We start from the raw sequence: 12,975 nt of genomic DNA on the forward strand, positions 1-12,975 counted from the left end.
GGTCTATCAGAATATAACATTAAGGTTGAACCCGATGATCTTGGTCGGCGGCAGCTGGTTGATATCGGTGGTACCGATGCCGTTGCCGGTGGTGTTGCTGAACTCGGGGTCAGACCAGACGTTGTCCTTCGCCCTCCAGGTGAGCAGGTTCCTTCCGAAGACGGACACGTTGATGCCGTTGACGATCTTCAGGTGGTCGATGATGCTCCGGGGGAAGGTGTAGGTGAGGGTGACTTCTCTCAGCTTCCAGAAATCGGCGCTGTTGACATACGTGCTGCCGGCAGTGTTCCAGACGTTGGCCCAGAACAGGAGGTTGCCGTCCTGTGTATTGACGTTGGTATTGGGGACGTATTTGCCGGGGGCTGTCTGGATAACCGAATTGGGGATGATGAAGGGTTGGCGGCCGGAGGAGACGGAATAGCCCGATACGCCGGTGAAGTCCAGGCTGCTGCCCAGGGAGTTGAAGATGACGGCGCCGAACCGACCGTCGGCGACAGCTGCCAGGCGGAAGCCTTTATAGTTGACGGAGGCGGTTAGCCCTACCCGGTGGGGCGGGTTGGTGGTGCCGAACTTCTTCTGGTTGGGATCGAGCGTGGGATAGCCTGTGGTAGCGTCGACTACGATATGTCCGCTGGGGTCGCGTGTCCAGTCACTGGTCTTGATGATGGGGTAGGGGTCGCCGACGGATGCGAAGGAGTTGGAGCCGACGTTGACATCGGTGAGGCCATAGCCAAGGCTTTTGACGGTATTCTTGTTATAAGAATAGTTGCCGGTTAATTCGACGGTCCACCCGGCCACGTTATCCAGCACCCTGGCTCTCAGGTCGAACTCTACGCCCTGGTTGACCATTTCCCCTGAATTCACGAAGGCGGAGGTGAAACCCGTAGTCGGAGAGATGGTGATGGGGATGGTCTGGTTATTGGTGAGCGTATGATAGTAGGCTGCGATGAAGTTGATGCGATTGCGAAGGAAGCCTAATTCCATTCTTGCTTCATAATCCGTGCTGAACTCGGGCTTGATGTTGGGGTTGGCGAATGCGCCGTTGACGGTGTATCCGGCCACGTTGCCGAAGGGGAAGCCGCCGCCGGAGTTGAAGGTGTTTTGCAGCGAATAGGCGCCGATGCTCACCTGGGCCGTCCGGCTGTAGGCGGCGCTTACCTTACCGAAGCTGAGAGTGCGGTTGTTCCGCAGGATGGGCAGGGCTTCGGTGAATACAAAGGAGGCGTCGACTGCCGGGTAGAGGTATGATCGGTTGGAGCTGGCGAGCAGTGATGTCCAGTCGTTGCGCAGCGATCCGTGAAGGAAGGCGTAGTTGTTATAGCCGACGGTGAGGTCGCCGAACACGCCCAGCAGCCGGGTCTCTTCCTTGTATTCGCCTACTACGGGGATGCCTACGCGGTTGCTGATGTTGTAGAAGTTGGGTACCACCAGGGTGCCGGCGGACTCGCTCACCAGCCGGAGGGTGTTGTCGATGAGGCTGGTTCCGGCGATGAACTTGAAGTCGAAGCTTCCGTACGCCTGGTGTACGGATGCGAGGAAGTCACTGGTGAGCCGCTGGTTGTAGCTGATGGCGTCGCCTTCCGAGGGGGAGTAGACCTTTACTGAGCTCGGGATGTTGCCCGACTGCAGGGTGTCGGCGATGGCCCATGGTGCGAAGGTGTAGCCTGCCTGGGTGTACTTATTGTTATAGTCGTTGCGGGCGATGCCGGCCCGGTATTGCAGATTGAGCCATTTCCAGGGCTGGAGGCCGAGGCTGATGTTGGCGATGATGTCCGTGCTTTTTTCATCCAGCCGGGTCTGGTCTATCTGCCACCAGGGGTTGCCGTAATAGGCGTTGAAGTAGCCGTCGGGGCTGGCGAAGGGGTCGGTCTGCCAGTTGCGGTAGCGGCGCAGATCGACATCGGCGGGGGAGTTGATGATGGTCCAGTAAAGCGGCCTGTTCTGGAAGTAGGAGCCACCGCCGGAATACCCGCCGGGGATGCCTGTCGTGCCCCAAGTGAAGGGCACGCCTGAGCCCGGAGTCCGGCTGGTATGATCCAGGGTATAGCCAAGGGTATAGTCCGCGCGGAAGATGCCGCTGGTGCGGGAGCCGTTGAGGCGGATGGTGGTGCGCTGGTCGTGGTCCTTGGGGATGATGCCTTTCCTGTCCAGGTTCTCGACGGAGAGGAAGAATTTGCTTTTTTCATCACCTGCGCCATAGGAGATGGCGTTGATCCAGGTGATGCCGTTGTCGAAGAAGCCCTTCTTCGCATTGGGGACGGCGGAATACCGGATGGAATCCTGTTTGATGTAGAAGCTTCCGTCGGGCCGGTAGATGCGGATGGGTGCGCCGATGGGGATCAATTGCCCATTAAAGCGGGGTCCGTAGTTCTGGTTCTCGTACGGCACATAAGGAATATAGGGGTTGCTGGGGAGGAAGACCAGGCCGGGCGCCGTTGGCGATTCGCCGCCGTATTGGCCGAACTGGTTTTGGAAGTTAGCCGTATAGGCGATGGATTCCACCTGCATGGAGGTGTTGAGCGCGACCTGCGGTTTGCCGGCGCGGCCTTTTTTGGTGGTGACGATGACGACGCCGTTGGATGCCTGCGAACCATACAACGCGGATGCCGAGGCGCCTTTGAGGATGTTGACGCTTTCGATGTCATCGGCGGCGAGGGAGGCGAGGGAACTGATGGGCAGCGGGATATCGTCCACCACGAGCAGGGCCTGGTTGTTGCCGAGAATGGAGCGGTTGCCCCTGAGGGTGATGCGGACGTCGGGTTTGACCCCGTTGTTGACGAGGTTGATCTGGAGGCCGGAGACCTTTGCCGCCAGGCCGGTGGCGATGTTGGTGACCTTGGCCTGGTTGAGCTCTTCGGCGTTGATCCTGGTCGTGGAATAGCCTAATTCCTTAGCCTGGCGTTTGATACCGAGGGCGGTGGTTACGACGACCTGTTCGAGGCTGGAGGCTAATTTGTCGATGACGATGTTTACCGTTTCGTTGGTTTCGGTGATGGTGAAAGTTTTGGGTGCGAAGTCTACGCCGGAAGCGGTGATTTTGTCTCCTACTTTGGCCCTGATGGTGAAGTAGCCGTTTTCGTCGGCGCTGACACCAAATTTACCGTTCTCAGATTTGAGGGAAGCGAACGGAACCGGCGCTCCGTTCTTGTCGACGACCCGGCCCTTAAATTCTCGTAATTGGGCGGATGCAGAGATAGCAATGAGGGAGAAGGCCAACAGGAGGGCTGTCAAGTTTCTCATGTGCAAACGTTTTGGTTAGAATAATAAAATGACGCGCATTTGTTTGCTCGTCTTTGCAGGCTTAAAACAAAATGTAGGATGGCGCGATTAGCGCGGTGCTAAATTCCGGATGGAGGTCTGAGTGGGTAGGGATCTTTTGGGGTGCAGATGGCGGATGAAGGTGGTGCGGATGAGGTGTTGGGGCGCAGATTGCTTTGAAGATAAGGGGATAAGGCGCAGATTGCGATTGCGGCGGATAAGTGGGATGGTGCGGAATGGTGCGGCCCGTTTAGGTGGGGTGCGGAGGTAGGAAGGTGAGTTAAGGAGGAGTGAGAAGGGATTGGTCTGATGTGTGGTCTTGGTCTTAAGACAAAGTTAAAAGAATTATTTATATAAAATATTTGCTATTTGCAGAATTGTTGGGCGATCATCTTCCAATGGGAAATTCCCGCGGCAACCGATCGTAAATTCCCTTCCTGACCGTAAATTCCGTAAACAAGAAGGGTATCCCGATTTTCTGCTCAATCCCGGAAAACGGAATTAATCCCAAATAGGGAAGCTTTCTTGAAGGGGGGATCGTAGAAGATGTTGCTTTTCAGGTGTTTACAAATTGGCACGTACATGGTTACACTGCTATAACGAATTAGCAATCCACTCTATGAAACCCTACAAAGCAGCTATCGCGATTCTCCGCAAAAACAGACAGGTTGTACTGACCATCATGGTCGCCGTGATCGCCTTTTCACATGTAAAAGCCCAGACAGCAGACTGGGTCTGGGTCAACGGTAGTAATACGACTAATCAGAACGGCACATATGGTACCAAAGGCACTGCCGCGGCCGCCAATACACCCGGCAATCGCATCCAATTGGCTAACTGGATCGATGCCTCGGGCAATTTATGGGCTTTCGGCGGCTATGACTTCAACGGCAACATATATAATGATCTGTGGAAGTTTAATCCACTCACCAGCCAATGGATGTGGGTCAGCGGCTCGAATTCAACCAATAACCAGGGTGTCTATGGCACTAAGGGCACCGCGGCAGCAAGCAATGTCCCCGGCGCAAGATATGGCAGCAGCGGCTGGGTAGATGCAAGCGGGAATTTCTGGGTCTGGGGCGGCTATGGCGTCGACGGCAGTAACAATCAGGGCTACCTCAACGACCTCTGGAAATTCAACCCGACGACGCTGCAATGGACCTGGGTCAGTGGGGACAATACGCGTAACAGCACTGGTGTATACGGCACTATGGGTACGCCTGCCGCTGCTAATAAACCCGGCGGGCGTTATGGCCAAAGCGGCTGGAAGGACGCGGCCGGCAACTTCTGGCTGTTCGCAGGCTGGGGAAATGACGGCGCCGGCAGGACGGGCGACCTCGACGATCTTTGGAAATATAACACCGCTACCGGTCAATGGACCTGGGTCAGCGGAGACAAAACCCGGAACAATACGGCCGTGTATGGAACAAAGGGTACCGCGGCAGCTACTAACAAGCCCGGCAACCGTGACAGCCAGGTCGAATGGACGGATGCCTCCGGCAATTTCTGGTTCTTCGGCGGCTGGGATTACAACGGTAATTATTATAGCGATCTTTGGAAATACGCTCCGGGTACCGGCTTGTGGACCTGGGTCAGCGGCAGCAACACCCAGAACAACCAGGGAGTGTATGGTACCAAGAATACGGCTGCTGCTGCGAACGTACCCGGCGCCCGGTATGGTCACAACGGATGGGTCGATGCCTCCGGTAATTTCTGGATCTTCGGCGGCAACGGTATCGACGGCAGCAACAATTCGGGGGTCCTCAACGATCTTTGGATGTATAATCCCACCACCGGTCTCTGGACCTGGAAATGGGACGACAATACCGCCAACACCGCTGGCGTCTACGGGACAAAGGCGATCCCCTCGACCACGAATAAGCCCGGCGGCCGGGGCTACCAAAGCGCCTGGCTGGACGCGGCCTCCAATGTTTGGGTCCTGGGTGGACAGGACGTCAACGGCAATCAATTCAACGATCTGTGGGAATTACAATCTCTCATCACCCTTCCGGACGTAAAGGTGCGGCTCAATGGCCGTTCTGAGAATAGCAGCAACATGCTGGAATGGACAACCATCGGGGAGATAAATTCCTTCCGCTTCGAAGTGGAGAAAAGCACCGACGGCAACAGCTTTACTACCATCGGCGAGGTTGCCGCCATCGGCAGCGGTGATAACAGCTATGCCTTTAGCGACGCTGAACCAGTGGCAGGGAATTCCTATTACCGCATCCGGATGATGTGGGAGAATGGCAACGAACTCTACAGTAATGTTCTATTTCTCCACCGGGAAGCTCAGGCAACCATTTCCCTCTTCCCCAACCCGGCCGTCAGCTATGTCAACCTGCAATTGCCGGATAACAGCCTGCTAAACTCCCCCTTGCGCATCTTCGATGTTGCGGGCAGATTGCATGCCGAAGTGATGCTCACGACGCAGCTGCAGACGGTGGATGTGAGCCGCTTACCCAAGGGGTTCTATATCTTCAGCCTGGTGGACGGAAGTTCGTACAGGGTGTTGGTGCGGTGATCTGGCTTGCTTGAGAGCTATTCGTCGCTGAGGTCTTCCAGCAGCTGCTGATAGTCATCATTCAGATCGGGGTTGCCTTCATTGCGGTCGAAATAGTCTCCTTCTTTTGTGCGGGCGACTACGCAGAGATAGTAATATATGTCTTCCTTGAAGGTTTTTAAGAGCACGTTATTCCAGAATGGCAGTTCGGACCTGTCCTTGCTGTCTTCGAAAAGGATGGTGCTGGCTATCGGGCTCTCCAGGTAGTCGCCGCCATTTTCCAGGAGGATCCTGGATAGTTCGGTCTTCAATTCTTCCGGATCCCAGGCGAGGGCGTCTTTTGCGTCGTATGTAAGGCAGTATTTAGCCATTTTCCTATGTTGATTGCGGCTAAAAATAGCAAATCCCGGGTGATTTGGCATAAAAAAACCGCCTCTTGATGAGACGGCTTGCGAGTAGGTCTTTTAAAAGTGGGTTCCCGGCAGGCTACCGGATTGATAAGATAGTTAAAGCGGGGACCACGTTTGCCGAGGTCTCTGGCGACCACAGTCTTCTTCTGATACTGGAAAATGTCCTGGAACAGTTGGATCTTCCCTTCGTTCAGCATGGGTTTAATGAGCTCGTACCGCTTGTCCGGCTGCCGGATGCGCGCAAGTGTGTGATCAGTTCGCGCGCATGTGCGCGGTTAGTAGTTTTCGTTTATGGATGAGTGATAGTTTTTAGTTTTTCATTTCCCACCGCTTCTTTTTAACTTCCATTCATTAAAGGAACCGCTGGAAGCGGTTCGACCGAGCACATTCTAAAAACCTTTTCTATGACTCATCTTTACCCAAAGGCGGGGAGCAGGACTTCTATGGCCTATCTTATTCTTCTATTCTGCTTCCTGGCCAACAGTCTTTTTGCTCAGCACACACATATCAGCTCTTTCACTCCCACCAGCGGCACCAGAGGCACGAGAGTGCTGATACATGGTAGCGCGTTTACCGGTACCACCTTCGTCGGCTTTGGCGGGTTGCCCGCACAGAACTTTATTGTTCTTGGGGATACCCTCATATCAGCCAGAGTCGGAAATGGCGCCAGTGGTTATGTGCTGGTGAGTGGACCAAAGGGAGTGGATTCCCTCGCCGGATTTATCTATGTCAGGCCCACCGACACCCCGCATATCTCAGGCTTCTCTCCCGACAGCGGGTCGGCGGGCACGGTAGTGACCATCAGCGGAAAGCATTTTACCGGGACAACAGCCGTTCGATTTGGCTCGACGGCAGCCGCTTCCTTCACCATAGCCTCCGACTCCAGCATCCGGGCTACTGTGGGCTTTGGGTCCTCCGGCTCCATCACCGTCACCACTCCTGTTGGTAGCACATCCGCAGCTGGTTTTACCTATATCCCCGCCGCGGGGCCGACGCATATTAGCCATTTCACTCCCACCAGCGCTGCGACCGGTGCGACGGTGGATATTTTCGGCAGCTCTTTTACCGGTACCAGCTTTGTTAGTTTTGGCGGCGTGAGCGCACGATCGTTTACTGTCGCCGCAGATACCCTGATCCTGGCAGTCGTGGGCAGTGGCGCGAGCGGATCGGTAGTAGTGTCGGGCTCCAACGGGACGGACTCCCTTGCCGGGTTTACCTATATCCCCCCGGTGGCCGACACGCCGCACATCCTTTCCTTCACCCCCGACAGCGCGAGGGCACGATCGGTGGTGAGTATCAACGGAAAGCATTTTACCGGTGTGACATCGGTAAGGTTTGGCGGGACGCCGGCGGCATCCTTCACCGTGGTCTCCGACTCCATCATCCACGCTACCGTGGGCAATGGTGCTACGGGCTTTGTCGCCGTCGCCAATCCAAATGGCAGTGATTCGGTGGCCGGCTTTGTCTTTATCCCCTCTGCGGCGCCGACCCATATTAGCCGGTTCGCCCCCGTCAGGGGTACGACAGGTACTACAGTGGATATCTTCGGCAGCTCGTTCACAGGCACCACCTTTGTTAGTTTTGGCGGCGTGAGCGCACAGTCGTTTACTGTTGCCGCAGACACCTTGATATTGGCTGTCGTGGGTAGTGGCGCGAGCGGATCGGTGGTAGTCTCGGGTTCCAACGGGACGGATTCCCTTGCGGGCTTCACCTATATTCCCCCCGTCACCGACACGCCGCACATTCTGTCCTTTACCCCTGACACCGCGAGGACCGGAACGGTAGTGACTATCAGCGGTACCGGTTTTACCGGAGCGACATCGGTGAGCTTTGGCGGGACGCCGGCGGCATCCTTCACCGTAGTCTCCGACTCCACCATCGACGCTACCGTGGGCAATGGTGCTACGGGCTTTGTCGCCGTCGCCAATCCAACTGGCAGTGATTCGGTGGCGGGATTTGTCTTTGTGGATTCGACATCGGACTCGACTTCTGCGCTGCCTGTGGGCGCTTCGCTGATGCTGAAGAGTTATCCTAACCCGGCCGTGGGATCGCTGTTCGTCCTTGTGCCCCATACGACGACGCGATCGAAGCTCATCCTGTCGGCTATCAGCGGCAAGGTAGTGAGGACGGTATTCGTGCAGCCCAATGCCACCACGGTGAGGATCGGCTTAAACGGTCTCATCAAGGGGGTATATAAGCTGCTCTGGAGCGATGGAGTACATACGGCGCATCAGACGGTGTTAGTGATGAATGAATAGCCCTATGTGGATATTATAGTACGGCCCCGCGTAAGCGGGGCCGTTGCTTTTTGTTAAATTGCTATATATGACCAGAGGTATAGATATTTCTCATCATAACAGCGACGACCCCGGGCACACACCCATCGACTGGCAGCGGGTGGCGGCCATTACGTCGCCGGCTATTCCCCCACAGTTCGCTATTATAAAGATATCCGAAGGGGCCGATTTCCGCGACGCGGCTGCTGCGGCTAATGCGCAGGGAGCAGGCGGTGCGGGCATTTTATTCGGGTATTATCACTTCGCCCGGCCGGGAGTAAATGCCGCCGCTGCCGAAGCAGCCAACTTCTACAATGCGTATGCCGCCATCGGCATCGCACCGACCTTCAACTATCCATTTGCGTTGGATCTGGAAGAGAACAACGGGCTGATGCCCGCTGCTTATCTTGCCTGGGTGGAAGAATTCCTGCAGACCTTCACCGGATATTTCGGCGGAGCATCGCTGATCGCGGGCCCGGCCGGGACGGGATCCGTCGCGCTTGCTGAATCCGTGATCCTCATCTACGGTCAGCCGGATTTCCTGACGGCCAACCTCGCCCCCGGTCATACCCTGGGTTCGCGGTTTCCCCTTTGGGTTGCCGGTCCGGGTCGGACTTCACCCGCGCTGCCTTTGGGCTGGACGGATTGGGCCGTCTGGCAATATGACTGGCATGCGGCTATCCCGGGGATCGTCGGGGACGTGGATGCGAATTGGATGAAGTAGGCAGGTGATCCGGACTGAGTGCGCACGGGGTCACCAAAACAAAAGGAGCTCTTGGAAAAGAGCCCCGAAAGTTATACCATTCAAAACCAGCCACGGTGTGGCGGTTTGAAAGGGTAAATTTATGCGGTGCGGCAATAGGGCTGCAGGGGTATCGAGCAGTTGGCGGTTTGGCGCTGTAACCGGCGGGTGGGTATGAGCAGTTGGCCGGGGCTGGCGATCGAACATCGATGGGGCGGCGGTGCGGCGTCCGGTGATCGAATATCGAAATTTTTCAAAAAGTACGCATTTCGAGAACTTTTTTGTATTTTTACATTGCCTTACCTTATGAAAGTTCACCTCATTAAAAGACAAACGATTGAACAATTTGCAAAGGAAAATGCCCGTAGCAGGCCCTCGTTTAAATTGTGGCTACAAATCCTGGGCAGCGCGGACTGGGCGGAGCCAGAAGATATTTTGGAGACGTTTGGGTCGGCGGACCTGTTGGGCAATGGATGTAATAGGGTAGTATTTGATATTGGGGGAAACAGCTATAGAATGATCTGTCATTATGTGATCGGAGATAATCAGGTGCATTTGTTTGTTTGCTGGATCGGTACTCACGCGGAGTATACCAAATTATGCAATGCCCGAAAGCAATATAAAATAAGCATTTATTAAAAATATGGAACCTCTGTTTTACAAAGTCATAAAATCTTTAAAGCAATACAAAGAATATTGTATTGAGCTTGAAGATCTGGTCATGGTCAAAAGGAAGACTCAGCAACAACAGGACGTGATTGACCTGTTGACCCTACTCATTGAAAAATGGGATGAAGAGCATACTACTTTTCCCGAGGCAGATCCGGTGCAATTGCTTGCCTTTTTAATGAAAGAGAACAAAATAAAAGCTGTAGACCTGGCGGGTGAATTAGGGGTCGGTAAAAGCCTTCTATCGGATGTCCTTCACTACCGGCGCGGATTTTCCAGAGCCGTTATCCGCAAGCTTGCCATCCGGTTTAAGGTCTCGCAAGAGCTTTTCAATAAGCCATACGAATTGATCTCACCGGTGAGCCCTCCTTCAAAAGGCGCCAGCGAAAGGAATGCCAAAAAACGACTTCGCACCCTTCATCCGTCTTGACTCAAAAATTTACCAACTCCCCTTCCTTCTCCACATCCTTCCGCGTATAAGTAACTCCATCCACTTTCAAGCCCTGGGCGTTGAGCAGCGTGATGATCCCGCCTTTATTAGAGAGCTGGGCGCCATGGCCGCTGAGATGGACCTTGAGGGTGTCACCGGCCTGCATCGTCTGGCTGCCGATGGTGTCCTTGTTCTTGTGCGCATCGGCGATCTTCCAGCCGGAAAGGTCGACGGGCTTGCTGCTCTTATTCAATAACAGCACATATTCCTTGCCGGGGTCGCCGCCCGCGGGGTTGACGAGGGCCGCGGCAATCCGCACCGGGGTAAGGTTCTCGGGCTGCTGCGCGGAACCGGCGCCCACTGGGGACGAAGCGACGAGCGGATCGCCGGTTTGATCGTCGGTATGAAATGACTCCGATTGAAAAGCCGTGAAGATGGCGGCCCACCGGTTGCGCGACGGAAAATGAAAGATAAGCCCGCCATCCTGGTAGACGCCATTGTCCTTGAAGAAGCTGCTGCTCTTGGGATTACCCTGGTTCATATGAATATCATGGATGCCCGTGCTGGGGGCTATCTCCGGAAAGACCTTGTCGGCGCCACTGGTATCCGCCCAATGCTGGCCAAAGGCATACAGCACGGCATCGGGGTCGCTGAGGGCCTGCTGTACCGTGAGATCCAACTGATCGTTGAGATCGTTGCTATTGCCTGCCGACGTAGGAGGCAGTGGTTTTAGTTGAGCGATCGGAAACAGGTTCATCCTAATGAAATCGAGGGCAAGACCACCCGGTTTGGAAGGAAGTGCCGTATAGCCCGACGGCAAGGTGGCCTGGAGAATAGCATCGGTGATCGGATGTTGAAAATCCAGATCGGCATAAAACAACACCTGGCTTGGCGCTTCGTTGGACAACGTATTGATGGCCACCCGCTGCGGGTTGTCGCCACGATTGACGAGGATGTGATAATGTTCATTTCTCTTAGTGGCCAGGACCCGATCGAAGACCCTTCCCTGTACGACGCCATAATCTTTAATAGGCATAAGCTTTCATTTGTGTATGCAAGGATAGGAGTTTTTGCCAATCCCGCCTACCGTAAAAACACGGATTCCCAACGAAAGCGAGGTTCAAGCAGGCCGCGGCACGGGGTTACCCGGCCACAAGGTTGCCACGACAGAACAAGATAGTTGGTGGATTATGTCCAATTTGACTCCGCCCGGTTGTCATTAGGGTAAACGCGCAGGCATGGAAAAGATAATCATAAAGACAGGGGCGCGGCTGGTGCTGCTGGTTTCCGCCGTGATCATGGAGCTTTGGCTGATGGTGGACTGCATTTGGTGGGACGTCCTGGTGGGGGGCGCCGGGGACCGGCGTTTAGCCCGCTACCGGGATAGCCGCGCCGCGGGGCTTACGACGACGAAGGATGAGGGCGGTGATGAGGGCGATGACGACACCCACGGGCAGCACTTCGAGATAGGTCATCAGGATCACAAAGAAGGGATTCTTGTACATAGCATTAAGCCGGTTGATCTCGTTGATTTTCTGGTCGAGTGCGGCGGGACTGAGGCCGCTGCTACGTGCTTCGGCTATCATGTGAGCGGAGTATTTCTCCATGAAATCGGGTATAAAGACATAGTAATCGATGAGCCAAACGGCTACATAGAACGTGCTGCCTATAAGGGCGATGCCCAGGCCGACACGAAGCGCCTTGCCATAGCTGATGACGCCCTGGTTGTATTTTTCCCGGAAATTGCGAATGCCGACATAGATGAACGAGAAGGCGATGACCATGGAGGCGTATCCGGCGAGCGCGCCGCCGGGGAAGTCCCCGCTTTTGCCTGTCAAAAGCGTGCTGACGAAGATGAAAAGGCCGAGGATCAGTCCGGCGATGGACCCGAAGATGAAGATGTTCCGTTTCATTTTATAAAAAGTTTTGTTGTCCAAAAATGCAGCGCCTGATCTTCTTACGGGTCATACTTTCGGGTGATTTTGGCCGGCGACAGTCAAATTCACCATTTTGGGTGAGGCGGCTGAACCCGGCGATGACGCGATTGAACCCGGCGATGACGCTGCCGACCCGGAAGCGACGCGCTTTATACAATGATCCGCAACCGCTTAGCTTTTTCGACGGCCTGGGTGCGGCGGCGGACGTCCAGTTTTTCAAAGATGCGGGAGGTATGCGTCTTGATCGTATTGAGCGAGACGAAGAGCCGGTCGGCGATCTCCTGGTTGCTGAGGCCTTCGGCCATCCCTTGCAAGACCTCGATCTCCCGCGCGCTGAGGCCGAGCAAGGCGATCTGCTTTTCGTCAGGGATGGGAGTTGCCGGTGCAGTATCCGAAGCGGCGGGTGCGACTGCCGGGACTTCCGGTGCGGGTGCGGGGACTTCCTTTTCGATGATGACGGTAGATACTTTCGGCCGGGAAAGCCGCAGGGCCAGCCAGATGCCCAGCCCCGTAAACAGGATGGCAAGGGCGCCGCTATAGACTTCAAGGGCATGATCGAAAATGATAAACCGCCATTCGAGCCATTTCAACAGAAAGAGCAGCATGGCCAGAGCCACGCCGTAGAGCAGGGCATATTTATACCGTCGGAAGAAGCGGGTTGCCATGAGATAGTTCGATTAGCAGCCCTAAAATACTACTGTTTTCCAACTAAATTGTCCTACCTTCCCAGTCCTTCTCTTCACCTTTCAT

The 12,975-nt window shown here is 55.1% G+C and carries 11 protein-coding genes; 6 read left to right on the forward strand and 5 right to left on the reverse strand.

What is annotated here, in order from left to right; genetic code table 11:
• Nucleotides 1-6: 6 nt before the first annotated feature.
• Nucleotides 7-3,240: a SusC/RagA family TonB-linked outer membrane protein gene (locus tag IEY39_RS28475; RefSeq protein WP_188938037.1), complete on the reverse strand. Its 3,234-nt coding sequence runs from the start codon at nt 3,238-3,240 to the stop codon at nt 7-9.
• A 637-nt stretch (nt 3,241-3,877) separates the two neighbouring features.
• Between IEY39_RS28475 and IEY39_RS28480 the strand changes: the two genes are divergently transcribed.
• Nucleotides 3,878-5,782 (forward strand): T9SS type A sorting domain-containing protein, encoded by a 1,905-nt coding sequence (locus IEY39_RS28480; RefSeq protein WP_188938038.1) that lies wholly within the window; start codon nt 3,878-3,880, stop codon nt 5,780-5,782.
• Nucleotides 5,783-5,799: 17 nt separating this feature from the next.
• Here IEY39_RS28480 and IEY39_RS28485 read toward each other — a convergent pair whose 3' ends face one another.
• Nucleotides 5,800-6,132 (reverse strand): hypothetical protein, encoded by a 333-nt coding sequence (locus IEY39_RS28485; protein ID WP_188938039.1) that lies wholly within the window; start codon nt 6,130-6,132, stop codon nt 5,800-5,802.
• Nucleotides 6,133-6,200: 68 nt separating this feature from the next.
• Here IEY39_RS28485 and IEY39_RS28490 point away from each other — a divergent pair, with 68 nt between their 5' ends.
• From IEY39_RS28490 to IEY39_RS28510, 5 genes are all read left to right on the forward strand, one after another.
• Nucleotides 6,201-6,470, forward strand: a complete 270-nt coding sequence (locus IEY39_RS28490; protein ID WP_188938041.1) for a hypothetical protein — start codon at nt 6,201-6,203, stop codon at nt 6,468-6,470.
• A gap of 105 nt (nt 6,471-6,575) precedes the next feature.
• Nucleotides 6,576-8,429: a T9SS type A sorting domain-containing protein gene (locus tag IEY39_RS28495; protein ID WP_188938042.1), complete on the forward strand. Its 1,854-nt coding sequence runs from the start codon at nt 6,576-6,578 to the stop codon at nt 8,427-8,429.
• Between the two features lie 67 nt (nt 8,430-8,496).
• Nucleotides 8,497-9,171, forward strand: coding sequence for a glycoside hydrolase family 25 protein (locus IEY39_RS28500; RefSeq protein WP_188938044.1), 675 nt, complete (start codon nt 8,497-8,499; stop codon nt 9,169-9,171).
• 192 nt (nt 9,172-9,363) lie between these two features.
• Nucleotides 9,364-9,828, forward strand: a complete 465-nt coding sequence (locus tag IEY39_RS28505) for a type II toxin-antitoxin system HigB family toxin (RefSeq protein WP_229689135.1) — start codon at nt 9,364-9,366, stop codon at nt 9,826-9,828.
• Nucleotides 9,829-9,832: 4 nt separating this feature from the next.
• Nucleotides 9,833-10,288, forward strand: a complete 456-nt coding sequence (locus IEY39_RS28510) for a helix-turn-helix domain-containing protein (protein ID WP_188938046.1) — start codon at nt 9,833-9,835, stop codon at nt 10,286-10,288.
• A 1-nt stretch (nt 10,289) separates the two neighbouring features.
• On the opposite strand, the gene IEY39_RS28515 is transcribed toward IEY39_RS28510, so the two are convergent.
• The 3 genes from IEY39_RS28515 to IEY39_RS30115 form a co-directional block, all read right to left on the reverse strand.
• On the reverse strand, nt 10,290-11,324 hold the full coding sequence (locus IEY39_RS28515) for a DUF2278 family protein (RefSeq protein WP_188938047.1): 1,035 nt from the start codon (nt 11,322-11,324) through the stop codon (nt 10,290-10,292).
• A 331-nt stretch (nt 11,325-11,655) separates the two neighbouring features.
• A complete protein-coding gene (locus tag IEY39_RS28520; protein WP_188938049.1) occupies nt 11,656-12,201 on the reverse strand; it encodes a DUF4199 domain-containing protein in 546 nt (181 codons plus the stop codon).
• A gap of 173 nt (nt 12,202-12,374) precedes the next feature.
• Complete coding sequence (locus IEY39_RS30115; RefSeq protein WP_188938050.1) at nt 12,375-12,890, reverse strand: helix-turn-helix transcriptional regulator; 516 nt, start codon at nt 12,888-12,890, stop codon at nt 12,375-12,377.
• Nucleotides 12,891-12,975 lie beyond the last annotated feature (85 nt).

The sequence above is a fragment of the Puia dinghuensis genome (genome assembly GCF_014642875.1).
GTDB lineage: Bacteria > Bacteroidota > Bacteroidia > Chitinophagales > Chitinophagaceae > Puia > Puia dinghuensis.

Excerpts from the sequence above, each read along its gene's own strand:
- IEY39_RS28475 (WP_188938037.1), bottom strand. The coding sequence starts at position 3,240 with ATGAGAAACTTGACAGCCCTCCTGTTGGCCTTCTCCCTCATTGCTATC.
- IEY39_RS28480 (WP_188938038.1), top strand. The coding sequence starts at position 3,878 with ATGAAACCCTACAAAGCAGCTATCGCGATTCTCCGCAAAAACAGACAG.
- IEY39_RS28485 (WP_188938039.1), bottom strand. The coding sequence starts at position 6,132 with ATGGCTAAATACTGCCTTACATACGACGCAAAAGACGCCCTCGCCTGG.
- IEY39_RS28490 (WP_188938041.1), top strand. The coding sequence starts at position 6,201 with ATGAGACGGCTTGCGAGTAGGTCTTTTAAAAGTGGGTTCCCGGCAGGC.
- IEY39_RS28495 (WP_188938042.1), top strand. The coding sequence starts at position 6,576 with ATGACTCATCTTTACCCAAAGGCGGGGAGCAGGACTTCTATGGCCTAT.
- IEY39_RS28500 (WP_188938044.1), top strand. The coding sequence starts at position 8,497 with ATGACCAGAGGTATAGATATTTCTCATCATAACAGCGACGACCCCGGG.
- IEY39_RS28505 (WP_229689135.1), top strand. The coding sequence starts at position 9,364 with ATGAGCAGTTGGCCGGGGCTGGCGATCGAACATCGATGGGGCGGCGGT.
- IEY39_RS28510 (WP_188938046.1), top strand. The coding sequence starts at position 9,833 with ATGGAACCTCTGTTTTACAAAGTCATAAAATCTTTAAAGCAATACAAA.
- IEY39_RS28515 (WP_188938047.1), bottom strand. The coding sequence starts at position 11,324 with ATGCCTATTAAAGATTATGGCGTCGTACAGGGAAGGGTCTTCGATCGG.
- IEY39_RS28520 (WP_188938049.1), bottom strand. The coding sequence starts at position 12,201 with ATGAAACGGAACATCTTCATCTTCGGGTCCATCGCCGGACTGATCCTC.
- IEY39_RS30115 (WP_188938050.1), bottom strand. The coding sequence starts at position 12,890 with ATGGCAACCCGCTTCTTCCGACGGTATAAATATGCCCTGCTCTACGGC.